The organism is Polynucleobacter sp. UB-Tiil-W10, assembly GCF_018881605.1.
In the GTDB taxonomy this organism is placed as follows: Bacteria; Pseudomonadota; Gammaproteobacteria; order Burkholderiales; family Burkholderiaceae; genus Polynucleobacter.
Genome location: NZ_JACVPZ010000001.1, coordinates 1,359,755 through 1,383,026 on the forward strand (window position 1 = coordinate 1,359,755; position 23,272 = coordinate 1,383,026).

The 23,272-nt window shown below is 46.3% G+C and carries 21 protein-coding genes and 1 tRNA gene; 12 read left to right on the forward strand and 10 right to left on the reverse strand.

The genetic code is table 11. The features are described from left to right. The first annotated feature begins 42 nt into the window (after positions 1–42). A complete protein-coding gene (locus tag ICN33_RS07015; RefSeq protein WP_216195696.1) occupies positions 43–201 on the forward strand; it encodes a hypothetical protein in 159 nt (52 codons plus the stop codon). A gap of 99 nt (positions 202–300) precedes the next feature. Here the strand turns inward: ICN33_RS07015 and ICN33_RS07020 are convergent, their stop codons facing one another. Continuing rightward, positions 301–465, reverse strand: coding sequence for a hypothetical protein (locus ICN33_RS07020; RefSeq protein ID WP_216196635.1), 165 nt, complete (start codon positions 463–465; stop codon positions 301–303). A gap of 111 nt (positions 466–576) precedes the next feature. Then, positions 577–1,353: a ferredoxin--NADP reductase gene (locus ICN33_RS07025; protein WP_215291637.1), complete on the reverse strand. Its 777-nt coding sequence runs from the start codon at positions 1,351–1,353 to the stop codon at positions 577–579. Positions 1,354–1,523: 170 nt separating this feature from the next. Here ICN33_RS07025 and ICN33_RS07030 point away from each other — a divergent pair, with 170 nt between their 5' ends. From ICN33_RS07030 to cysK, 3 genes are all read left to right on the forward strand, one after another. Then, positions 1,524–2,009, forward strand: a complete 486-nt coding sequence (locus ICN33_RS07030) for a disulfide bond formation protein B (RefSeq protein WP_216195699.1) — start codon at positions 1,524–1,526, stop codon at positions 2,007–2,009. Between the two features lie 57 nt (positions 2,010–2,066). After that, a complete protein-coding gene (locus tag ICN33_RS07035; protein WP_216195701.1) occupies positions 2,067–3,251 on the forward strand; it encodes an acetate/propionate family kinase in 1,185 nt (394 codons plus the stop codon). A gap of 108 nt (positions 3,252–3,359) precedes the next feature. After that, entirely contained in the window at positions 3,360–4,331 is a 972-nt protein-coding gene (cysK, locus tag ICN33_RS07040; protein WP_216195703.1) for a cysteine synthase A, read from the forward strand. A 60-nt stretch (positions 4,332–4,391) separates the two neighbouring features. Here the strand turns inward: cysK and lysS are convergent, their stop codons facing one another. From lysS to ICN33_RS07060, 4 genes are all read right to left on the reverse strand, one after another. Continuing rightward, the gene (gene lysS, locus ICN33_RS07045) at positions 4,392–5,942 is read right to left on the reverse strand and encodes a lysine--tRNA ligase (protein WP_216195705.1); all 1,551 of its coding nucleotides are present in this window, start codon (positions 5,940–5,942) and stop codon (positions 4,392–4,394) included. 12 nt (positions 5,943–5,954) lie between these two features. After that, a protein-coding gene (prfB, locus tag ICN33_RS07050; protein WP_216195706.1) for a peptide chain release factor 2 occupies positions 5,955–7,059 on the reverse strand; the annotation gives its coding sequence in 2 pieces (ribosomal slippage) (positions 5,955–6,986 and positions 6,988–7,059; 1,104 coding nt in all). A gap of 34 nt (positions 7,060–7,093) precedes the next feature. Next, on the reverse strand, positions 7,094–8,854 hold the full coding sequence (recJ, locus tag ICN33_RS07055; protein WP_216195708.1) for a single-stranded-DNA-specific exonuclease RecJ: 1,761 nt from the start codon (positions 8,852–8,854) through the stop codon (positions 7,094–7,096). A 7-nt stretch (positions 8,855–8,861) separates the two neighbouring features. Continuing rightward, positions 8,862–9,821, reverse strand: coding sequence for a hypothetical protein (locus tag ICN33_RS07060; RefSeq protein ID WP_255530691.1), 960 nt, complete (start codon positions 9,819–9,821; stop codon positions 8,862–8,864). Positions 9,822–9,888: 67 nt separating this feature from the next. On the opposite strand from ICN33_RS07060, the gene ICN33_RS07065 reads away from it, so the two are divergent. From ICN33_RS07065 to ICN33_RS07085, 5 genes are read left to right on the forward strand one after another with little or no spacing between them, the layout of a single operon-like run. After that, a complete protein-coding gene (locus ICN33_RS07065; RefSeq protein WP_216195712.1) occupies positions 9,889–11,151 on the forward strand; it encodes a lipoprotein-releasing ABC transporter permease subunit in 1,263 nt (420 codons plus the stop codon). Further along, entirely contained in the window at positions 11,144–11,854 is a 711-nt protein-coding gene (locus ICN33_RS07070; protein WP_216195713.1) for an ABC transporter ATP-binding protein, read from the forward strand. The genes ICN33_RS07065 and ICN33_RS07070 overlap by 8 nt, the downstream gene beginning before the upstream one ends. A gap of 11 nt (positions 11,855–11,865) precedes the next feature. Next, positions 11,866–12,702 carry a TatD family hydrolase gene (locus ICN33_RS07075; RefSeq protein WP_216195715.1) on the forward strand — a complete coding sequence of 279 codons (837 nt, stop codon included), beginning with the start codon at positions 11,866–11,868 and terminating at the stop codon, positions 12,700–12,702. Positions 12,703–12,706: 4 nt separating this feature from the next. After that, positions 12,707–15,187 (forward strand): DNA internalization-related competence protein ComEC/Rec2, encoded by a 2,481-nt coding sequence (locus ICN33_RS07080; protein ID WP_255530692.1) that lies wholly within the window; start codon positions 12,707–12,709, stop codon positions 15,185–15,187. Between the two features lie 23 nt (positions 15,188–15,210). Further along, positions 15,211–15,582: a glycine zipper family protein gene (locus tag ICN33_RS07085; RefSeq protein ID WP_216195717.1), complete on the forward strand. Its 372-nt coding sequence runs from the start codon at positions 15,211–15,213 to the stop codon at positions 15,580–15,582. A 540-nt stretch (positions 15,583–16,122) separates the two neighbouring features. Here the strand turns inward: ICN33_RS07085 and ICN33_RS07090 are convergent. Beyond that, positions 16,123–16,199, reverse strand: a tRNA-Met gene (locus tag ICN33_RS07090). Positions 16,200–16,354: 155 nt separating this feature from the next. Between ICN33_RS07090 and ICN33_RS07095 the strand changes: the two genes are divergently transcribed. The 3 genes from ICN33_RS07095 to radA are packed head-to-tail and all read left to right on the forward strand — an operon-like array spanning position 16,355 to position 20,208. Beyond that, the gene (locus ICN33_RS07095) at positions 16,355–18,298 is read left to right on the forward strand and encodes a potassium transporter Kup (protein ID WP_216195719.1); all 1,944 of its coding nucleotides are present in this window, start codon (positions 16,355–16,357) and stop codon (positions 18,296–18,298) included. Between the two features lie 47 nt (positions 18,299–18,345). Continuing rightward, on the forward strand, positions 18,346–18,804 hold the full coding sequence (locus ICN33_RS07100) for a hypothetical protein (protein ID WP_255530694.1): 459 nt from the start codon (positions 18,346–18,348) through the stop codon (positions 18,802–18,804). A 39-nt stretch (positions 18,805–18,843) separates the two neighbouring features. Beyond that, a complete protein-coding gene (gene radA / locus ICN33_RS07105) occupies positions 18,844–20,208 on the forward strand; it encodes a DNA repair protein RadA (RefSeq protein ID WP_216195722.1) in 1,365 nt (454 codons plus the stop codon). Between the two features lie 13 nt (positions 20,209–20,221). Here the strand turns inward: radA and prmB are convergent, their stop codons facing one another. From prmB to dapD, 3 genes are read right to left on the reverse strand one after another with little or no spacing between them, the layout of a single operon-like run. Beyond that, positions 20,222–21,118 carry a 50S ribosomal protein L3 N(5)-glutamine methyltransferase gene (gene prmB, locus ICN33_RS07110; RefSeq protein ID WP_216195724.1) on the reverse strand — a complete coding sequence of 299 codons (897 nt, stop codon included), beginning with the start codon at positions 21,116–21,118 and terminating at the stop codon, positions 20,222–20,224. Positions 21,119–21,165: 47 nt separating this feature from the next. Further along, positions 21,166–22,317 carry a succinyl-diaminopimelate desuccinylase gene (dapE, locus tag ICN33_RS07115; protein ID WP_216195729.1) on the reverse strand — a complete coding sequence of 384 codons (1,152 nt, stop codon included), beginning with the start codon at positions 22,315–22,317 and terminating at the stop codon, positions 21,166–21,168. Positions 22,318–22,326: 9 nt separating this feature from the next. After that, positions 22,327–23,154, reverse strand: coding sequence for a 2,3,4,5-tetrahydropyridine-2,6-dicarboxylate N-succinyltransferase (dapD, locus tag ICN33_RS07120; RefSeq protein WP_216195730.1), 828 nt, complete (start codon positions 23,152–23,154; stop codon positions 22,327–22,329). Positions 23,155–23,272 lie beyond the last annotated feature (118 nt).

A 23,272-nucleotide genomic window follows, 5' to 3' on the forward strand; every position in this document is an offset into this window, starting at 1 on the left:
TTGGTCAGATACGTCTGCATAGATTGGATAAGGGAGTGAGATATGGGATACACAGTTGAGAACAAACAAGATGCAGCCGCTCAATCCGTTTTGCTTACAACAGAAAAAAGTTTCGCAGCATCTAATGGCGTTGAAAAATCCGCTAACATCCAAGCAAATACTAAAGTCAGTACTGAAGTATATTTTCAGATAGAGGATTAACTGGGATGAGCTGATTTGCTCTGAAGAGAGCTAAATCACAATCAAATAAAAAAACCGCCACAGAGGCGGTTTTTTTATTATCTAAAGAGAGTTGAGTATTTAAGAAAACGAAGTTTCAAACTCAGCTGTTTTAATAGCGTTCATTAAAAATAGAATTTTGCGTTGAAAGCATTTTCTTTCGGCTACCTTGTCATGGGGTAACTGGTCATGCTCACGCAATAGGCTAATAATAGTCGGGTTGTAATGTTCTCTAACAGGTGACATCTTAACTCCTTGAAACTGTTCTCGTTAGAGATACTGTATCAAGATCGTTATATATTCACAAGGAATATATAACGATAACTAAACTACTTTTGGGTATATCAAATCTGAAGCTTACTTCTCTACGAAGGCACGTTCAAATACATAATCTCCAAGTTGGCCTAGGCTTGGGGATACCTTAAAGCCTTTAGCATCAAGCATCTCAGCGGTTTCTTTGAGCATGGAAGGACTGCCGCAGATCATGGCTCTATCGACTGCTGGGTCTAACGGAGGTAGGCCGATATCTTTAAATAGCTGACCAGATTCAATGGCTGTAGTTAAGCGCCCTGTATGTTTAAACGCCTCCCTAGTAACCGTTGGGTAGTAGATAAGCTTTTCACGAATCAGTTCGCCAAGGTACTCATCTTGAGTTAGCTCATTCTTGATGTAATCACCATAGGCGAGCTCACTCACAAGACGAACGCCATGAATAAGAACCACTTTCTCAAACTTGTCATAGGTTTCTGGGTCGCGAATAATGCTCATAAATGGCGCAAGTCCCGTTCCGGTGCTGAAAAGGTATAGATGTTTTCCAGGGTTCAAATCGTCGATCACCAAAGTGCCAACGGATTTCTCGCTAACGAGGATGGGATCGCCCACCTGAATTTTTTGTAAGCGTGAGGTGAGTGGACCGTCCTGAACTTTAATACTTAAAAATTCCAAATGTTCTTGATAGTTCGGGCTAGCAACGCTATAGGCTCTTACTAGTGGTTTACCTTCAACCTCAAGACCAATCATCAAAAAGTGACCGCTACGAAAGCGCAGGCCTTTATTGCGGGTAGTGGTGAAGCTAAAAAGCGTGTCATTCCAATGGTGAACGGTAAGAACAGTTTCAGTGTTGTAGGCTGCCATAAATACTTAATCTTGTTGAGGTTGTCTAAACCTCAATTATCCTCAATCTTGGGTAACTGCAGGGGGTATCCAGGCCTCAATGAGCAATTAACTTCTTATAAGTAATGGACTTTTGGTTATAAAAGCCTGAGTTTAGGGTTCTTGGAAGCTGATCTCGCTATCATCTAGGGATGAGTCGTGCCCAATATCTATCGATTTCTTTATTCACCCTGAGTTTGGTGGTCTTTGCCGTTTTGCTCCAGCAATTTGGCTATCGGGGAGTCTCTTTTCTGCCATGCCCTTTATGTATCTTGCAGAGAATTGGCTATCTTGGAATTGCTATCAGCTGTTTTTTAGCGGCAGGGATATCTCCTCTAAAAAAACTGTTCCACATTCTGGCGGCATTATCAGCGGGGTTTGGCGCCATCATTGCCGGTAAGCAGGTCTGGTTGCTATCTCACCCAGAGTCTTCTTGTGGGATTGATCCCTTAGAGGTTTGGATTAATCAATTTCAATTGGTGCGGGATTTGCCTTGGTTGTTTAAGGCGGATGGACTTTGTTCGGCTAAGTTGCCCGCTATTGTTGGATTGCAAGTTCCAGAATGGTCATTACTTTGGTTTTGCGTCTTACTACTTTTATTCGCCCTAACATTTTTTAAAAATGCAAAAGCGATATAGTGGGCCCACTGTTTATCGCCTAATTTATTGGCTTCATAAAACATACTTCATATTCTTATGGCAATTCTGACTGTTAACGCTGGCTCTTCATCTCTCAAGTTTTCAATTTATCCAACCCTTGATGGGTCAGTGCTACCTTCAGTACTCTCTGGTAGTTTTGAAGGTCTTGAGCCCGGTGGAAAGACAGAGCTCCGTTACGCCTATAAGGGAGCGGAACATGCAGAGCATTTTGAAGATGTAGACCAAGACCCTTTTATTGCTGCCTTGCTGCATCTGAAAGAATTGTTGCTAGGAATCAAAGGGCTGCCTGCCATACGAGCAGTGTCCCATCGGATTGTTCATGGCGGCTCCGAGTTTTTTCAGCCCATCGTTTCTACTGATGCTATTTTGGAAAAATTATCGGCGATGAGCGCTTTGGCACCGCTTCATCAGCCCCACAGCTTAGATGGCGTGAGGGCCTTTTCTCAGGTATTCCCAGGCATCCCCCAAGTGCTTTGTTTTGATACTGCCTTTCATAAAACCATGAGCGCTCTTGAAACTTCCTTAGCACTACCTAAGGAGATTACCGATCAAGGAGTGCGGCGCTATGGTTTTCATGGCATCTCATATCAGTACATTATTGGCGACTTAATGGAGAACTCTAAGAGGGCGAGAGATAAAGTACTAATGGCCCATCTTGGTAATGGTGCCAGTTTATGTGCTGCTATAGATGGAAAAAGTGTTGCTACTACTATGGGCTTCTCTGCTTTGGATGGTTTGATGATGGGCACCCGAAGCGGCTCGCTAGATGCTGGTGTATTAATGTATTTGGTCGAGCGTGGATACACTCATGATCGACTACAAGATCTTCTCTATAGAAAGAGCGGTTTGCTTGGTGTTTCAACCATCTCTGCTGATATGAGAAAGCTAAGAGCAAGTTCAGATCCTTTGGCCAAAGAAGCGATTGAGTTATTTATCTATAAGATTATTCGTGAAGGCGGTGCAATGATTGGATGCCTTGGTGGCCTTGATCTCATTTCCTTCAGCGGAGGCATAGGCGAGCATGACCCCTTTTTAAGGTCGGCAGTATGCAAAAAACTGGCATGGCTTGGGGTCGAGATAGATGAAAAGTTGAATCAAGAAGCAATGCAGAACTTAACCTTAAAAATTAGCACCCCACAAAGCCGTGTCGAGGTTTGGGTCGTTCCTACCGACGAGGGCGTAATGACAGCGCAGGAAGCCGTTACCTTGCTTCATATTTAAGGTGCCTCTTAATAGGTTTTAGTATTTAGCTAATAACAATCTCATCTTTTACAAGAGCAGCTTTAACCCATAAGATATCTATCAAACTTTTTGTATTAAGGAATCCCTATGACTTACTTTGCCGACAACTCCGAAACGATTGGTAAGACACCTCTAGTTCGCTTAAATCGCGTAACGGATGGCGCTAAGGCTACCGTGCTAGCTAAGATTGAGGGCCGCAATCCCGCTTACTCTGTTAAATGCCGTATCGGTGTCGCCATGATCAATGACGCACAAGAAAAAGGCCTTCTCGGTCCAAGCAAAGAATTGGTGGAGCCCACAAGCGGTAATACTGGCATTGCTTTGGCGTTCGTGGCAGCTGCTCGCGGTATTCCTCTGACATTGACGATGCCTGAGACGATGAGTATTGAGCGTCGCAAGTTGCTTACTGCTTTGGGCGCAAAGATTATTTTGACTGAAGGCCCCAAGGGAATGAATGGCGCCGTAGCCAAAGCTAAAGAAATTGCTGAATCTGATTCTAAATATGTGCTGCTTCAGCAATTTAGCAATCCATCTAATCCAGCGATTCATGAGAAGACTACGGGCCCAGAAATTTGGGAAGACACCGATGGCAAGATCGATGTGTTTGTTGCTGGTGTTGGAACGGGTGGCACGATTACAGGGGTAGGGCGCTACATCAAGAATGTTCAGAAAAAAAATATTGAGGTGGTTGCAGTTGAGCCAACTACTAGCCCGGTGATTACACAGAAGTTAAATGGTGAAGAAATTAAACCTGCGCCGCACAAAATCCAAGGTATTGGCGCTGGGTTCATTCCGGATAACCTCGATTTATCAGTGGTGGATAGGGTTGAACAGGTAAGCAATGAAGAGGCAATTGAATTTGCACGACGAATCGCCAAAGAAGAAGGCATTTTGGTGGGCATCTCTTGCGGGGCTGCAGCTGCAGTCGCTGTGCGCCTAGCTAAAAAGCCTGAATACGCAGGTAAAACCATCGTTGTTGTTCTGCCAGATACGGCTGAGCGTTACTTAAGCTCTGCTTTGTTTGAGGGCGTGTTTGATGAAAAAGGGTTGCCAGCGTAATTTAAATGCTTGGCAATAAAAAAGGCACCCTAGGGTGCCTTTTGTTTATTTCGGAAATCGTTATTCTTCCTCGCGGCGTAAGTGTGGGAAGAGAATCACATCACGAATATTGGGTGCATCGGTCAATAGCATTACCAAGCGATCGATGCCAATACCGCAGCCACCAGTCGGGGGCATGCCGTACTCGAGGGCGCGGATGAAGTCATGGTCAAAGTACATTGCTTCTTCGTCACCGGCTTCTTTTTGCTCAACTTGCTTGCGGAAGCGGTTTGCCTGATCTTCTGCATCATTTAACTCTGAGAAGCCGTTCGCGATTTCGCGGCCCGTGATAAAGAGTTCAAAGCGCTCAGTGATGCCTGGGCGAGTATCAGATTCTCTAGCGAGTGGACTGACTTCGATTGGGTAATCGATGATGTAAGTTGGCTCCCAAAGGTGCTCTTCAGCAACCAATTCAAATAAGGCGAGTTGAAGTGCGCCAATACCTGCATTCTTGAGCGTTGGGGCGTCTGGGTTCTCACCACCTTTTTTCAATTCAGCGCGAATAAAGTTGATGTCATCTAATTGAGCGGCTTCATAGCTCTTGCCTGACTGACCGCAGTACTTAAGGATGGCTTCGTTAATGGTAAGGCGCTGAAATGGCTTGCTTAGATCGAGTTCACGACCTTGGTGAGTCAATACTGCAGTGCCTTGAGCATCAATCGCAGCAGAACGAATCAAGCCTTCTGTGAAATCCATTAGCCAGCGGTAATCCGTATACGCCGCGTAAAACTCCATCATGGTGAATTCAGGGTTGTGACGTGGGCTAACGCCTTCATTACGGAAGTTGCGATTGATTTCAAAGACGCGCTCAAAACCACCGACTACAAGACGCTTGAGATAGAGTTCTGGCGCGATACGCAAAAACATTTGCATATCGAGGGCGTTGTGATGGGTAATAAATGGCTTTGCTGCGGCACCACCTGGAATTGGGTGGAGCATGGGTGTTTCTACTTCCATGAAGTCGGCATCCAACATATGGCGACGTAATGATGCAATTGCATTGCTACGCGCCTTGAATGTATTGCGACTTTCTGGGTTCACAATCAGATCCACATAGCGCTGACGGTATTTAGTCTCTAGGTCTGAGAGGCCATGGAACTTATCCGGTAATGGACGCAAGGATTTGCTAAGGAGACGCAAATTACTGCATTCAACAGACAACTCACCTTTATTTGTCTTGAAAAGATTGCCTTCAGCAGAAATGAAGTCACCCATATCCCAATGCTTGAATGCACCATGAACATCAGCGCCGCTAAGCTCATCATTGATATAGAACTGAATCTGACCACTGCGATCTTGAATGGTTGCAAAACTTGCCTTACCCATTACGCGCTTGAGTACCATGCGTCCGGCTACTTTGACATGAACCTTTTTAGCAGCCAGCTCTTCTTTAGTGAGGCTATCGTAATGAGCATGCAAATCAGCCGCTAAATGAGTTGGAACAAAGTCATTTGGAAATGCAACGCCACCAGCACGAAGCTTGGCCAGTTTTTCACGGCGCTCCGCAATGATGTGGTTCTCATCAATTACTTCAGTAGCTGGGGCAGTATCTAAATTTGTTTTATCGTTCATATTCGTGATTAATTAAACACCTTGTTTCAGGCTGGCTTCGATAAAGGCATCTAAATCTCCATCCAATACTTTCTGGGTGTTGGAGATTTCGACGTTCGTGCGTAAGTCTTTAATGCGGCTCTGATCCAAAACGTAGGAGCGGATTTGATGACCCCAACCTACATCAGTCTTGCTAGCTTCTAGCTTGTCTTGTTCAGCACGACGCTTTTGCATCTCATGTTCGTAGAGGCGAGACTTAAGCATGCTCATTGCTTCAGCGCGGTTACGGTGCTGACTACGGTCGTTCTGACACTGCACCACAATCCCGGTTGGAATATGGGTTAGACGGACAGCCGAGTCTGTTTTGTTAATGTGCTGACCACCCGCACCAGAGGCGCGGTAGGTATCGGTGCGAATGTCAGCAGGGTTGACGTCGATTTCAATCGAGTCATCAATCTCTGGATACACATAGATAGAGGCAAAAGAAGTATGACGGCCATTGGAGGAGTCAAACGGAGATTTCCGTACTAAGCGATGTACACCAGTTTCTGAGCGGAGGTGGCCGTAAGCGTATTCGCCATCGACTTTGATAGTTGCACTCTTAATACCCGCAACATCGCCATCAGATTCTTCAAGGATTTCGGTTTTGTAACCTTTACGTTCGCAATACTTAAGATATTGACGATAGAGCATGCTAGCCCAGTCACAGGCTTCAGTGCCCCCAGCGCCTGCTTGAATATCAATAAAGCAATTACAAGAGTCCATCTCATTGTGGAACATGCGGCGGAACTCTAAGTCACCAATAGTTTTGCTGTAGATTTCAACATCTTGTTCAATAGCAGCGATCGTTTCAAAATCGCTTTCTTCTTTAGCCATATCGAATAGCTCAAGAGCGCTAATGATGTTGGTATTGAGATCAGTGAGAGTGGCAACTACGCCGTCGAGCAATTTCTTTTCTTTGCCCAGCGCTTGCGCTTTCTTTTGATCATCCCAAATAGTGGGATCTTCCAGAATTGAGTTAACTTCGGTAAGGCGACGTGACTTTACGTCGAAGTCAAAGATACCCCCGAAGAGCTTGCTCACGGGTGAGCAGATCGGACAAGGTATTCGAAATAGTGTTTAGTTGTTCAGCTTCCATCCCCTAATTATAAGGGGGTTATTCCTTTGGACCCTCAGGTGCCAGGGGTCTCATCATGGGCTTCAATCATCAACTGAACGCGGGCTTGACCCTGATAGCGGTCGGTAACTAGGCGGTAGGCTAATTTAGCTTTGGCAGGCAGGCTTTGGGTGCGGTTAAACCAAACGGCAGTGAGTGGCTTGCCACCGATCTTCGGATCTGACGCCCCGATGGGGCGAATCATGAGTCGTAAATGCTTTTCCTTCATGAGGCTTTGCTGTGTAATTTCAAATTCCCCGTAAAACACTGGCTGAGGGAAGCCTTGGCCCCAGATCTCTTCAGCGAGCAAGTCGCCGATTTCAGGGGTAAATTCAGCAATCTCCAATTCGCCATCATGCGCATGGCGACGCTCCAATAATTCCTTGGTCAGCAATTCAGAGGCGACTTGTTGAAAACAGGTATCAAACTTTTCAAAATCACTTTTTCGAATCGTTAAGCCCGCAGCCATTGCATGGCCGCCAAATTTCAGAATTAGCCCAGGCTCACGCTTTGAAACAAGATCTAGGGCGTCTCTTAAATGAAAGCCCGTAAGTGAGCGACCGGAGCCGCGCAATTCTTCGCCAGTGCTGCCATCAGCTGGGGCAAATACAATTGATGGACGGTTGAAGCGTTCCTTTAAACGTGAAGCAACAATTCCAACAACACCTTGATGCCACTCAGGATTCCATAAACAAATACTAGTGCGCTCAGCCATAGTGCCATCCAGTTGATCTTCGGCAAGATGAGAGAGAGCAGTTTCTTGCATACCAGTTTCAATGACGCGGCGCTCTCGATTAATTCGATCCAGCTCGTTGGCCAAGGTTATCGCTTCATCAGCGTTATTTGTAACTAGTAAACGAATCCCTAAGGTCATATCCGCTAGGCGCCCAGCTGCATTGAGTCTGGGGCCAATAGCAAAGCCTAGATCAAAGGTATTTGCTTTTCGTGGGTCGCGGTTGGCGGCCTGAAACAGTGCTTGAATTCCGGGCTGTGAAATACCAGCACGAATTCTTTTTAAGCCATTAGAAACTAATACTCGATTATTGCGATCGAGTTGGGCAACGTCAGCAACAGTTCCCAAGGCAACAAGATCTAAAAGATTCTCCACCTTGGGTTGAGTCTCATTAGTAAATTTCCCACGCTTACGTAATTCTGCGCGCAGTGCAACTAATACGTAAAACATCACACCAACACCAGCGAGCGCCTTGCTTGGAAAAGTGCAACCTGGCTGATTGGGATTAACGATTGCTAGTGCCTTAGGTAGATGGTCTCCAGGTAGGTGATGATCGGTCACAATCACCTCCATGCCAAGTTCACGAGCGCGGTCAACACCAGCTTCGCTGGCAATCCCGTTATCTACAGTGATGAGGTATTTTGGTTTGGGGTTTTGCTTTGCAGCTAATTCCACTACCTCAGGCGTAAGGCCATAACCCATCGTAAATCGATTGGGAACTAGAAACTGAATCGGCGTCTCAGTGCCACCTAGCATTCGTAAACCGCGCAGACCCACTGCGCAAGCGGTGGCGCCGTCGCAGTCATAGTCAGCAACGATGAGCATCGGCTCTTTTTTCTCAATGATGTCTGCCAGTAAAGAGGCAGTATGAATGCAGTTTTTCAGATCTACCGGTGAAAGTAATTGTTTTAAATCGAGAGAAAGCTCATCTGGGGATTCCAGACCCCGTGCAGCGTAAAGTCTTGCTAGTAATGGATGTAAACCGCTCTGTGCCAACCAGGTGGCAGTGCGTTCTGAGAATGGGCGTTGAGAAAATAAGCTCATACGAAACTCATGCTTGAGTAATTTCTTTCCAAGTCAGTGGTTCTGCTTTTTTCCAGAAGGCCCATGATTTTTTATGAAGATCTTTAGTGGTGAAGATACGCTCGCGCGCTTTACCTTTGGGAAAGTCAATGATGACTACTTCATCCAATTGCTTATTCAGCAGTGCTGCACTTAATTGAGGCCACGCCAATTGAGGTTGCTCAAGCCAGGCAAAGGCGCCAGCCAGAACTTGTCCGTCTAAATTATTTTTGTGAGCAATATTCAGATACCTTGCCAGGCCAGTCAGGATTGGGTTCTGACCAATGAGGTGCTGAGATTGCTTTAATGCTTCGGGAACCTCTACATCATTGAGCTTGCCAATGCCGCTAATCCAGATGGAGTTAATACTGGGCATGCCGCGTTGTTCGCGCTCTTCATTGACGGGACCAATGTGCCATAGCATCTGAATTTCATTTTGGAGTTTGCGCCAGCGCTTAGCAATGCCATCTACCTCGGTATCTCGAGGCATCCACCAATCGATATTCCGGCCGTGAGCCTGATCCACGCTGTAACTTGTTAAGCTAGAAAAGGGGCCCGCAGGAACAAACCAATAATGCTGATCATGGAAAAGTACGGAGCCTTGAAAATCTTCTTCAATAAAAGGTAGTGCTGCATTGAGCAGTTGGGCAGACTCTTCGGTTGTCAGATCAATCTGGTTTTGCCCCATCAAAATTAGGTGATCGCGCGTAGCATGAAGATGAACTGGCTGTAGACAGGCAATGACTTCGGCTGGATTGACTGCTTGATCGGATTGCCCGAGTAGCAAAACAGGGGCAAGTGGGACCAATTCTCCCAGCAAAAAGCACTCATGAGGCAGTCCTTGCCGGGGTGCGCCCCTACTTTCATGCTCATCTAGCGCATCTTCCCCTGAAAGCATCAGGGTAAAGCGGCGAATTGCTGCCTTAGAGGGGGTGGAATTAGCGTTCATTCCCCTGATTTTAGGTGGCATTTAGGTATTCCATCAGTTTGTCTCCGCGATTCACTAAACTGTGTCTATGTTAAGACTCCCTATTGAGCTAGAAATTGGCCTGCGCTACACCCGATCCAAGCGTCGTAAGACTGTTGGCAAGCGTGATGGCTTCCTATCCTTTATCTCTGGAATTTCTACTGCTGGCATCGCTTTGGGGGTTGCCTCGCTGATTGTGGTTCTGTCAGTCATGAATGGTTTCCAAAAAGAAGTACGTGATCGTATGTTGTCGGTGTTGTCCCATGTAGAGATCACCGCGCCTGATGGATTGGCAAATTGGGAGCCACTTGCGCTTAAGGTTGCAACTCAACCACACGTAGTTGGCGTAGCGCCTATGGTGAGTTCACAGGGATTGCTTACTCGCGACAACATGATGCGTGGGGTAGCTATCCGTGGCATCTTGCCCAGTGAGGAAGGCAAAGTTTCAGCTCTACCAAAACAATTTGTTGCGGGCAATATTGACGACTTAAAGCCGGGTAGTTTTGGGGTTGCTTTGGGCGCCCAACTTGCAGCAATGATTGGTGCGCACGTTGGTGATCGCATCAACTTAATTGTTCCTGAAAGTGATTTAACTCCAGCAGGTGCTATGCCACGCATGCGTACCCTTCAAGTCGTCGGCATTGTTGATAGCGGTCATTATGAATATGACAGCTCTTTAGCCATCATGCACTGGAAAGATGCTGCAGCTCTGTTGCGCTTGCATGATCCATCGGGTCTGCGCGTCAAGGTGGATGATATGCAGCGGGCTCCAGAGGTTGCTAATGAGTTGGCAACCATTGTTCCTCAGGCGCTTTGGATTACCGACTGGTCAAGATCAAATCGCAATTGGTTTGCAGCGGTTCAGACTGAAAAGAAAATGATGTTCATCATCTTGACTTTGATTATTGCGGTAGCGGCTTTTAACTTGGTTTCTACTTTGGTGATGACGGTTAATGAAAAGCAGGCGGATATTGCGATTCTGAGAACAATGGGTGCAAGCCCGGGATTAATTCAGAGAATATTTTTAATTCAGGGGCTAGCAATTGGTTTGTTAGGTTCATTGGCTGGCGTTGCTCTAGGTTTATTAATTGCGCTCAATATCGACGTCATCGTGCCGGTGATTGAGGCTATATTCCGGGTGCAGTTTTTGCCGCGTGAGGTTTATTTCATTAGTGAGTTACCTTCGGATGTGAGGGCAAGTGATGTGCTAACAGTAGGCTTAATGGCTTTTGGCCTTTCTGTATTAGCAACGCTTTACCCAAGTCGTCGTGCCGCTAATGTACAACCAGCGGAGGCCTTACGTTATGAGTAATTTATCTGCGGTCAATTTAGATAAGTTGGTACTAAAGGCAAGAGGCTTAGCCAAGACATATGGTCAAGGACCTACTGCAGTTGAGGTTCTTAAGGACATTGATTTAGATGTTTCCCCATCAGAGAAGGTGGCTATTGTCGGCTCTTCGGGGTCTGGTAAGAGTACTTTGCTGCATCTATTAGGTGGTTTAGACAGTCCAAGTACTGGCTCCGTCATCTTGGCCGGCTCCAATTTGAGTGATTTATCAGTCAAAAAATTAGATCAACTTCGTAACCATAGTCTTGGGTTTATTTATCAGTTCCACCATCTTTTAGATGAATTTAGTGCAGTTGAGAATGTGGCCTTACCCTTACGCATTCGTGGCCTCAATAATGACGAGTCAATGGATCGCGCCAGCAAGATGCTCCATGCAGTTGGTTTAACAGCGCGTAAATTACATACGCCTGGAGAGTTATCCGGTGGAGAGCGTCAGCGCGTTGCAGTTGCTCGTGCCTTGGTAGGTAATCCCGCCTGTGTTCTAGCGGATGAACCAACTGGTAATTTGGATACCGAGACTGCTGATGGTGTATTTGATTTGATGTTAGATATTGCTCGCGATCAAGGTACAGCCTTTGTGATCGTCACGCATGATCCAGTGCGCGCTAAACGTTGTGATCGCATATTGCATTTAGAGCGTGGAGTACTAAAGACGTTTTCAGCGTGAGTGGGCATCCCATGTGGATCGATACCCATTGCCATCTAGATGCCCCTGAGTTTGCTAGCTCGCTAGATTCGGTTATTCATGCGGCTGCTGATAAAAACGTCAAGGCAGTTCTTCTTCCTGCCGTTAAGGTGGCTGACTGCACTCATGTAAAAGAGATGGCCCACCAATATTGCCAGGATATTCCTGGTTTGGTTTATACCCTCGGGATTCATCCGCTCTTTACCAATCAGGCGCAAGAGGGTGATATTGAAACCCTCGAAAAAATAATTGTTGAATCGCTTTCTGATCCACGCTTTGTAGGCGTTGGTGAAATCGGCTTGGATTATTTTGTTGAAGGCTTAGATCCTCATCGGCAAGACTTCTTCTTTAATGCGCAATTAGATTTAGCGCAAAAGTTTCAATTGCCCGTGATTTTGCATGTACGCCGCTCACAAGATGCCATCTTAAAGGCCTTACGTCGTCGTAATATTTCTGGCGGAATAGCGCATGCTTTTAATGGTAGCTTTCAGCAGGCAGAGCAATTTATTGAACTTGGGTTTAAGTTAGGGTTTGGTGGGGCGGCCACTTATGATCGAGCCCTGCAGATCCGTAGACTCTTAATAGAGTTACCGCTAGACAGCATCGTCACTGAAACGGATGCGCCGGATATTCCACCGGCATGGCTAAGAGATGAGGGCGTTACATTTAATGAGCCTGCTTTTCTTCCGAGAATTGCAAAAGAGCTTGCTTTGGTTAGAGGTATTAGCGAGACTGAATTTGCTAGTGCTGTCTGGAATAACGCTATGCAAGCATTGCCGCGCTGGTCTGCGCTCTGTGAAAACATCCCAAGCCTCAAAGTAGCCTCTTAACTCCTTGCGCTTAGCTATTACGGCGTTTATCGCCGGGGGATCACTCCTTCTCTTTTTACCGAAAATCCCAGAATATTGGTTGTCTATCTGCATGGTTGTGGGTGCTCTGTGTTTATGCGTGATTTACTTTGCTCCTGATGTGACCGCTCTCAAAAGACTGGCAATCTTGAGTTTGATATTGACGATGGGGTTTGCGTGGAATGCTCGGTACGCTGAAAAGCGCTTGGCAAATATTCTTGCAACAGAGCTAGAGGGAAAAGAATTTACTCTCGAGGGCAGGGTGATTGCGCTGCCGCAAAGTAGTTCATCGGGCGCCAAGTTTGCCTTTAAAGTGGTTCGCGCTGCATCAGGAGGTGAACTTCTGCCTGACTTTCCAAAACGGATCTATTTGAGTTGGCAGCCTGCCTGGAGAAGTCCCCAAGAAATTCCTGAAGTAATCCCTGGTCAACGCTGGAAGTTCAAGGCGAAACTAAAGCGACCATATGGTTCGCTAAATCCCCATACTTTTGATTTTGAGCGTTGGTCGTTTCATCAAGACTTCGGCGCTAGCGGCTCGGTAAGGTCTGGGGAGTTATTGCAGGATAAAGATATTGCTTGGACAGAGCTTGACTTACGCATGGAGCTTGCACGCTGGCACTTGCGTAAAAAGATTCAAGCAATGTTGCCAAGTGATGCGCGCTATGTAGGAGTCTTAATAGCTTTGGTCATGGGTGATCAAAATGCCATTAATCAAGAAGACTGGCAAGTCTTTAATGCAACTGGTATTGGACATCTTATAAGCATATCGGGGCTGCATGTCACCATGTTGGCGGCTGTAGGTGCTTCACTCGCTGCATTTATTTGGCGTCGTCGCACTTGGCCTCTGATTGCCCCTGTTGGTAAGGTGGCGGCAGTTTCGGGTTTTTTGACTGCATTTGTTTATGCTTGGTTAGCGGGCTTTCAGATTCCAGCGCAAAGAACGATGTATATGGTTGGCGTAGTCGCATTTGCTTTGTGGACCGGCAGAAATCCGCGATCGTTTGATATTTGGTGGTGGGCCCTTGCCTTTGTATTGCTGATTGATCCAATGGCCCCTTATACGCCAGGCTTTTGGTTATCTTTTGGTGCAGTAGCTGCCATTCTCTATGCCATGGGGGATTCCTCTGGTTTATTGGGTATCCCAACCGGAAAAGAATTAGAAGTGCATTGGACACATCGTGGGTTACGGGCGCTACGCGAAGCTTGTCGTGTGCAAGCAGTAGTCACGCTGTCATTGCTGCCGATTACTTTATATTGGTTTTATCAAGTCTCATTGGTTTCACCCCTTGCTAATGCCTTTGCAATTCCATTGGTAAGTTATGTCGTGACACCGCTGGCGATCACTGGAGCTTTGTTGCCAGAGTTTATTGGGCGTTGGCTGTTATTGCCCGCCCATGGATCTATGGAGTATTTGGCATTTGCTCTGGAGGGGATGGCAGGCTGGAGTTGGTCGGTCGTTTGGTCACGGCAGCCTGAGTGGTGGATGCTTGTCCTTTCTCTATGTGGAATCGTGTACGCCATTCGTCCAGGGGATATTAGTAAATCATGGGGGTGGAGATTGTTTGGGATCACATTTTCTATACCCTTGTTTATTTTGCCAGCTCCACTACTTCAGGGTGCCCATCTCGTCGAAGGTGAATTTAAAGCGAGTGTTCTAGATATTGGTCAGGGTACTGCAGTACTTGTTGAAACTGCGAATAGAAAATTACTTTATGACACTGGCCCTATCCAAGGAAAAAAAGATGATGCAGGGCAGAGGGTCATTCTTCCCTATTTGCGCGGCAGAGGAATTCATCGGATTGATCGTATGGTTATCAGTCATAGCGACAGTGATCATATTGGTGGAGCTGCAACTCTTCTCAAGCATATTCAATTTAATTTCATGATGGGATCCTTGCCTAGCACTAATCCACTGCTGACAAATTTACATGAAAGGAGTATTCCTGCAATTCCCTGCCGCTTTGGGCAGCGCTGGGTATGGGATGGGGTGGAGTTTGTGATTTGGCATCCTCATGAAGATACGATATTTGCTGAACAATATTCTGCTAAGCCTAATGAAATCAGTTGTGTGCTTGAGGTGCGCAATCAACTAAGCTCATTTTGGTTAACTGGCGATGTTGAGAAGCAGGGCGAGGCTGAAATTATTGAGCGGTTAGACTTTGAAGCGCTAGAAGAAATTGGTGACAGAGAATTGATCTTTATGGCGCCGCATCATGGCAGTAAAACCTCATCATCTCTAGCTCTTCTAAAAAGATTGGAGCCTAATGAGGCTTTTGCACAAAATGGCTATCGCAATCGGTATGGGCATCCACATCCTGATGTGACTGCACGATATAAAAATTTGACCATTCCTTTTTATCAAACCCCTCAAACCGGGGCGCAGACTTGGTTGTTTAAAAATAATGCAAAGTCTTCGACACAATTTTGGCGGCATGATATAAAACGACTATGGCATCGACTGATGTGAAATTGAATAAAAGGATTCTCCTTATGAATAAGCTATTCACCGTATCTTTGTTGGTTGCCGCTGTGACAGTGGGTTGTGCTGGCGCTGACGTTCGTCCCATTGTGGATATGAAAGGTGTAAACGAGGCCACCTACGAGAATGATCTTAAGGAGTGCCAGACTTACGCTCAGCAACAATCGGGCATGGGCTCTACTGCAGCTAAAGGTGCTGGTGCTGGTGCAGTAGTTGGCGGTCTATTGGGATTGGTTACCGGCGGTAATGGTTCGGGAATTGCGCAGGCTGCTGGTGCAGGCGCCGTGATTGGCGGCGCTGGTGGCGCATTTTCTGGTAATCAAGCTCAAGAAGCAGTGGTGAAAAGATGTTTAAGTGGGCGCGGTTACAGGGTTTTGAATTAAAACCATACTCAGACAGCAAAAAAGCCCGAGATATCGGGTTTTTTATTACCCCTGAAAAGTAAAAAACCCAAGCATCCTAATTATTAAGAGGGGAATCGGGAGGGGATTTATTAATCACCCTTTCTTTTGAATGCCTCCATCTTCTGTAGAGCAAAAAAATAGGGATTACGGCAATTAATACCGCCAGAATTGCCAATAGCTCAGAGCCCCCGAAAAAGGTATCTGCCAATTGAGTGAACAGAAAAACTACTCCCAATAGGAAGATTGTGACCAGAAGGAGTTGCATCTCCATTGCAACAAAGTAAATAATGGCCGGCACTAGAACAAAGAGCAGAATGATTAATGGTAACCACATGGCAGTGCTTAAGTAGTGTGTGACCTATTCATGATAGATGAATTAGTGCGAGTAAATATTCAATTGGGCGTTGCAAAGCCTGTAATTGTTTGAGTCAAATTGGTGGAAATTCAATACACGGCCAAATAGCCCAGAAAAGCAAAAAGGCTTCAAAGACAAAATTGCCTTTAAAGCCTTCTACTGTTTGGTTGCGGGGGCAGGATTTGAACCTACGACCTTCGGGTTATGAGCCCGACGAGCTGCCAGACTGCTCCACCCCGCGTCTGAAGCTGAAATTCTACCATTTTTTGGGGGTCTCTGTCGAGGTTTTCCCGCAAATAACGCATAAATAAGCGGTTTTCTTGGGGAAATTCTCGAATTAATGACTGCAGTTAAGGAGTAACATATTGCCACGCAATAACACGCTAAGGCTTAATTATGTCAGTTAGTAATCCTGAGTTTTCTGAATCGTCCTTACTAAGGCCCGTGGAAATTTCTCGAGAGGATCATCCTCACAAGAAGGGCGCCTCCATATCACTAATGTTTGCCGCTATCGGCGTGGTGTTTGGTGACATTGGTACCAGTCCTTTGTATGCGCTAAAAGAATGCTTTAGTCCTGATCACGGCATTCCATTTTCACCAGATGCGGTCTATGGAGTGATCTCCATGGTATTTTGGGCTTTTGCGATTGTGGTTTCGCTGAAGTATGTTTTATTCGTGATGCGTGCAAACAACCATGGTGAGGGCGGTATTTTGGCACTTATGGCTCTAGCTTTAAGAACGGCCCCTATAAATTCCAAGCGTGCACTTCTAATCATTATGGCGGGTGTATTCGGTGCTTGTATGTTCTATGGCGATGCCATTATTACGCCAGCGATTTCTGTGCTTTCGGCAGTTGAAGGTCTTGAGGTCATATCCACTGACTTAACGCGTTATGTCATACCAATTACCATTTTGATTTTAGTTATCCTCTTTTTTATTCAGAAGACTGGAACCGATCTAGTGGGCAAGCTTTTTGGCCCGATCATGATGGTCTGGTTTATTGCTATCGGATTGATGGGGGTGCATCAAGTCATCCTCAATCCAGCAATTTTTGCCGCTATTAATCCTTTGTTTGCCATCCGGTTCTTGATTGAGCACTCGCTACAGGGCTTTATTGTTTTGGGCGCGGTCTTCTTGGTGTTGACTGGTGCCGAAGCTTTGTATGCTGATATGGGTCACTTTGGACTCAAGCCTATTCGTATGGGTTGGTTTTTTATTGTCATGCCTTGTTTGCTTCTGAATTACTTTGGTCAAGGTGCAATGTTTTTAAATAACCCCGAGACTATTACCAACCCATTCTTCTTGATGGTGCCCGAATTCCTGGTATTTCCTTTGGTAATTCTGGCCACCCTGGCAACTGTTATTGCCTCGCAGGCCGTGATCTCTGGTGCTTTCTCAATGACGAGCCAAGCAATCTTGTTGGGCTTTGTTCCGCGCATGAAAGTGCGCCATACCTCTGATAGAGAAATTGGTCAGATCTATATGCCCTTGGTGAATTGGGTTCTATTGATTCTGGTGATCGCTGTGGTCTTGGCATTTAAGCAATCCGCAAACTTAGCAGCTGCCTACGGGATTGCTGTCACCACCACAATGATTGTGACTACATTCTTAGCGGCAATTGTGATGAGGGTGGTTTGGCGCTGGAACTCCTTGCTAGTTGCTTTGGTAATCGGCTCTTTCTTGGTCGTTGATTTAGCCTTCTTAACTGCCAATCTTTTAAAAATTATGGAAGGCGGATGGTTCCCATTATTGTTGGGCTCAGCCTGCTTCTTATTGTTGATGACTTGGTATCAAGGGCGTAAGATTTTGCGCCATAACGCCATGAATAACGGTATTGAGCTGAAGAGCTTTATTGAGGCTTTGATGCAGCATCCACCGCATCGCGTAGAAGGTACTGCTGTTTTCCTGACGGCACACGTAGATTACGTGCCAGTTTCGTTCTTGCACAATTTAAAGCACAACCATGTATTGCATGAAAGAGTATTTTTCTTAAAAGTCAGCATCTGGGATGTGCCATACGTCAAGGATAGCGAGCGCATTACCTTGCGTGATCTTGGTAATGGTATATACGTGGTGCGTGCTGTTTATGGATTTAATGAAACTCCAGATATGGGTCAGATTATTGAGTTGATAGAAAAAGCGTCTGACTTGAAATTTGATTTGATGAATACTTCATTCTTCTTGTCCCGTGACACCATCGTTTCTACGGAGATTCCAGGAATGGCCATCTGGCGTGAGAAATTATTCTGCTGGATGTATCAAAATGCCGGTCGCCAGTCTGACTTCTTTAAGATTCCTGCAAATCGCTTAGTTGAGTTGGGTGCAAAGGTCGAGATTTGAGAAAAAATCTTTTGCTCCAATCAAAAATATTTATTGCAATATTTTTGTTGGCCTCTGCATTCAGTGGTGTTGTATTGGCCACTCCTGCAGAAGAAGCTGAGCTCGAGCAGTTAGATAAGATTGAGCAAGAGTTGGAGCTTCAGCGTGAGTGGTCTAAGTACCGCTGGGGCAAGGCATCCTCTGAGTGCTATCAAAAATATTGGGTTAATTCTTGTTTAAAAGATGCTCGTGCTGACTATCGCAAGGAAATCGATCCAATTCGCGAGCAAGAGGTGGCTTTGCATGAGGTGCAACGTAAGCTCCGCGAAAGTCTAAAGAATCAAGAAGATATTAAGCGTGCAGCCGAACGCGTTTCGCCAGAAAAAGCTGCTGAGAGAGCCGCTAATCAGCGTGAGTTTGAGCAGAAACAAAAAGATGCCGCAGCAAGAGCTGCTGATCTAGATCAGCGTCGTAAAGATGCTCCTAAGCGGGCTCAAGAAAATAAAGCAGGCACTCAGCTCGATTAATTTTTTCACCAATTTACTTTTTAATTCATTAGGCAATCCTTGGCTAAAGTCAAATCGGTTTATATCTGTCAGTCTTGTGGCGGTACTTCTGCTAAGTGGCAGGGTCAATGCCCGTCTTGTCAGGCTTGGAATACTTTGGAAGAGGGTTTGCCTGAGACGACATCTAATGCCCGTTTCCAGGGTTTGGCGCAATCATTGCCGCGCCAAAAGTTATCTGCTATTAGCGCTGAAGATCTACCAAGATTTAGTACTGGAGTCGAAGAGTTTGATCGAGTGCTGGGTGGTGGCTTAGTTCCAGGTGGGGTAGTGCTCTTAGGCGGTGATCCTGGTATTGGTAAATCCACTTTGTTATTGCAGGCATTGGCGGAGATGAGTTCGGCTGGTATGAACGTGCTCTATAGCAGCGGTGAAGAATCTGCTGCGCAGATTGCCTTGCGTGCAAAACGTATTGCGTTGGATGCGCCACAGCTTGAAGTATTAGCAGAGATTCAGTTGGAAAAATTGATTTCCATTATGGATACCGTTAAGCCTCAGGTTTTAGTAGTCGATTCTATTCAGACCCTGTATTCAGAAGTATTGAGTTCTGCCCCTGGTTCTGTAGCCCAGGTCCGAGAGTGCGCAGCCCAATTAACGCGTGCTGCTAAATCAAGCGGCATCTGCGTATTGATGGTGGGTCACGTGACTAAGGATGGACACCTTGCTGGCCCTCGCGTTCTTGAGCATATTGTGGATACCGTTTTGTATTTTGAAGGTGACACCCACTCTTCGTTCCGTTTAGTGCGCTCAATTAAGAATCGTTTTGGTGCTGTTAATGAGCTAGGTGTCTTTGCGATGACTGAAAAAGGTCTACGCGGCGTAACTAACCCATCGGCTATTTTCTTGTCGCAACATGAGCAAATGGTCCCGGGTGCTTGTGTATTGGTCACGCAAGAAGGTAGTAGACCTCTGCTGGTTGAGATTCAGGCTTTGGTGGATACCGCGCATGTTCCAAATCCCCGTCGCTTAGCTGTTGGCTTAGAGCAAGCCCGCTTAGCAATGCTCTTGGCAGTATTGCATCGTCATGCAGGTGTAGCCTGCTTTGATCAAGATGTTTTCTTAAATGCAGTTGGTGGTGTCAAGATTTCTGAGCCTGCTGCTGACTTGGCCGTATTGTTGGCAATTCAGTCATCGATTCGGAACCGTGCGTTACCAAAAGAGTTGATCGTGTTCGGTGAAGTTGGATTGGCTGGAGAAATTCGCCCTTGTCCACGTGGTCAGGAGCGTCTAAAGGAAGCGGCAAAGCTTGGCTTTACTGTGGCAATCATTCCGAAAGCGAATATGCCTAAGACTAAGATTCCAGGATTGAAAGTGATTCCTGTGGAGCGCATTGATCAGGCAATCGCCGCCGCTGCAGAGTTAAGTTAATTTCTTGACTTGCTTAGTGCAAGTCTTCAGCCTGAATTAATAATACCTGTTCATCTCCAGCGGATACTTCCATCCAGATTGCCGGGATTTGCGGGAACGCTTTTTTGAAGTTCTCATACTCATTACCTATTTCCAGCAGGATGGCCCCGCGCTCAGATAGGTAATCGGGCGCTGCAGCAATGATGCGTCTGATTAAGTCCATGCCATCGTCACCGCCAGCCAAGGCCAGTTCTGGCTCAGCATGGTATTCAGGGGGAAGCGCATTCATTGAAACTGCATTCACATAAGGTGGATTGCAAATAATGAGATCGAAGAGGTTCTCTTCATTGGGCTCGGGCAATGCATCCCAGAGATCGCCATCTAATAACTCTACTTGTGAGCTCAAGCTATGGCGATCAACGTTGCGCGCCGCTACGGAGAGTGCAGGCATGCTGATATCGCAGGCGCTCACATGAATATCTGGGCATGATAGGGCTAAGAGGATGGCTAGCGAACCATTGCCAGTACAAAGATCAAGTGCTTTGCCATCAGCCGGCAACCAAGGCTCTAAGGAGCCATCAACAATAAGTTCGGCAATCCAAGAGCGGGGAACAATACTTTGTTCGCTGCAAAAAAACGGTACACCCATGAGCCAGGCTTCACCCAAGATGTAAGCAAGGGGTTTGCGTGTAGAGATTCTAGTGTCTGTAACAGCAGAAGCTTTTTGCTGTTGATCCTCGGAGATTGCATCATCTAGGTGATCTAATGCTTCCGCTGGACTAAGGTTGAGTTGCTTGCTGACAATCCACAAAGCTTCGCTTTGCGCATCAATTGCCCCATGACCGTAATGCAAATTGGCTGCTTCAAGTTTTTGTGCATTCTGATTAATACACTGATTTACTGTAAGTTGTTGCTGAGGCTCGGGGTCCATGATGGAGGGGGATCTTTAGAGAAAAGGGTGAGCTCGCGATTAAGCGATTATGCGATTAATAGTTCGAGAGTTTTGCGATAGATGTTTTTGAGTGGTACTACATCATCAACAATAACGCACTCATCAATTTTGTGACTAGTCGCATTAAGTGGGCCAAATTCCACTACCTCTTGGCAAATCTTGGCGATAAAGCGACCATCACTCGTGCCACCAGTGGTGGAGAGTTCTGTATCAATGTTGGTTTCTGCTTTGATGGCGGTGCGAAGTGCGCCCGCTAAGGCGCCATCGCCAGTAATAAAAGGGCTGCCACCTAAGACCCAGTCAATCTCAAAATTGAGGCCGGCATCTTTTAGAATCTTTTCTAGACGTTCACGTAATTGCTCTGGCTTGCTTTCGGTGGAGAAGCGGAAATTAAAGTCGATAACCAACTCACCAGGAATAACGTTATTCGCGCCAGTTCCGGCATGCACATTGGAGATTTGAAAACTGGTAGGCTGGAAGTATTGATTGCCTTTATCCCATTCAGTCTCTACTAAGGCAGAAATTGCTGGTGCAGATAGATGAATTGGATTTTTACCTAGGTGAGGGTAGGCGATGTGCGCTTGAATGCCATGCACTCTGAGTTTGCCTGATAGAGATCCACGACGTCCATTCTTAATCATGTCACCAAGCTTATCAACCGATGTCGGCTCACCAATCACACAGTAATCCAAACGCTGCCCCTGTTTTTGCAAACGCTCGCACATGATGACAGTGCCGTCGTTAGCAGGACCTTCTTCATCACTGGTGATTAAAAAGGCAATGGAGCCTTGATGGTCCGGATGTGTAGTGATAAATTCTTCTGTGGCAACCACAAAACCTGCGAGAGAGGTTTTCATATCAGCAGCACCACGCCCATAGAGCATGCCGTCGCGAATCGTTGGGGCAAAAGGATTGTTTGTCCACTTCTCCAGTGGGCCGGTAGGCACTACGTCGGTGTGACCCGCAAATACCAAGACTTTTCCTTGATCGCCGTCTTTACCTTTTTTAATTGCCCACAAGTTGGTTACTTGGAAATTTTCAGGACCACTTACAACGCTCTCAGTATGAAAACCAATCGCCTGCAATCGCTTTGTAATTAAATCTTGGCAGCCACCATCAGCTGGTGTTACAGAATGGCAGGCAATCAGAGCTTCAGTGAGATCAAGTGTGGCGCTCATGGATTGAACTTAGTCGCGGAGTAATTCGTTGATGGCAGTCTTTGCTCTAGTTTGAGCATCAACCTTCTTAACAATGATCGCTGCATACAAACTGTATTTGCCGCAAGCGGAAGGAAGGGAGCCTGGAACAACTACTGAGCCGGCTGGAACGCGACCGTAGTGCACTTCACCAGTTTCGCGGTCATAGATCTTGGTGCTTTGACCAATATAGACGCCCATGGATAAAACAGCGTTTTCTTCGATAACAACACCTTCAACAACTTCAGAGCGGGCGCCAATGAAGCAGTTATCTTCAATAATCACTGGGCCAGCTTGAATTGGCTCCAAAACACCGCCAATCCCAACGCCACCAGAAAGGTGTACGTTTTTACCAATTTGGGCGCAAGAACCAACTGTCGCCCAGGTATCTACCATCGTGCCCTCACCGACATAAGCGCCAATATTGACGTAGGAAGGCATTAAAACAGCGTTTTTACCGATAAATGAGCCACGGCGAGCTACGGCAGGGGGAACGACACGGAATCCACCAGCAGCAAAGTCAGCTGCTGTGTAGTTTTCAAACTTACTAGGAACCTTATCGTAAAACTGGGTATAACCCCCAGCACCCATAGGTTTATTGTCTTCTAGGCGGAAAGAGAGCAGAACGGCCTTCTTAACCCATTGATTTACCTCCCACTTACCGACATCGCGGCGCTCAGCCACGCGAATCGTGCCGGCATTAAGACCTTCTAAAACGGCATTTACGGCATTACGGACATCCCCAGGGGCGCTATCTGGAGACAGGTTTGCGCGGTTTTCCCAGGCTTGTTCAATGATGTTTTGTGGTGATTGGCTCATGCTTTTTAGTTAACTATCAGATTGTTAAGGGATTTTGTCCCTGAAGGTAGATTTATCATTATATAGATGGGGGAAAAACGCGTCTAAGCAGGCAAGAGCTTGCTATCATCTTCCCACC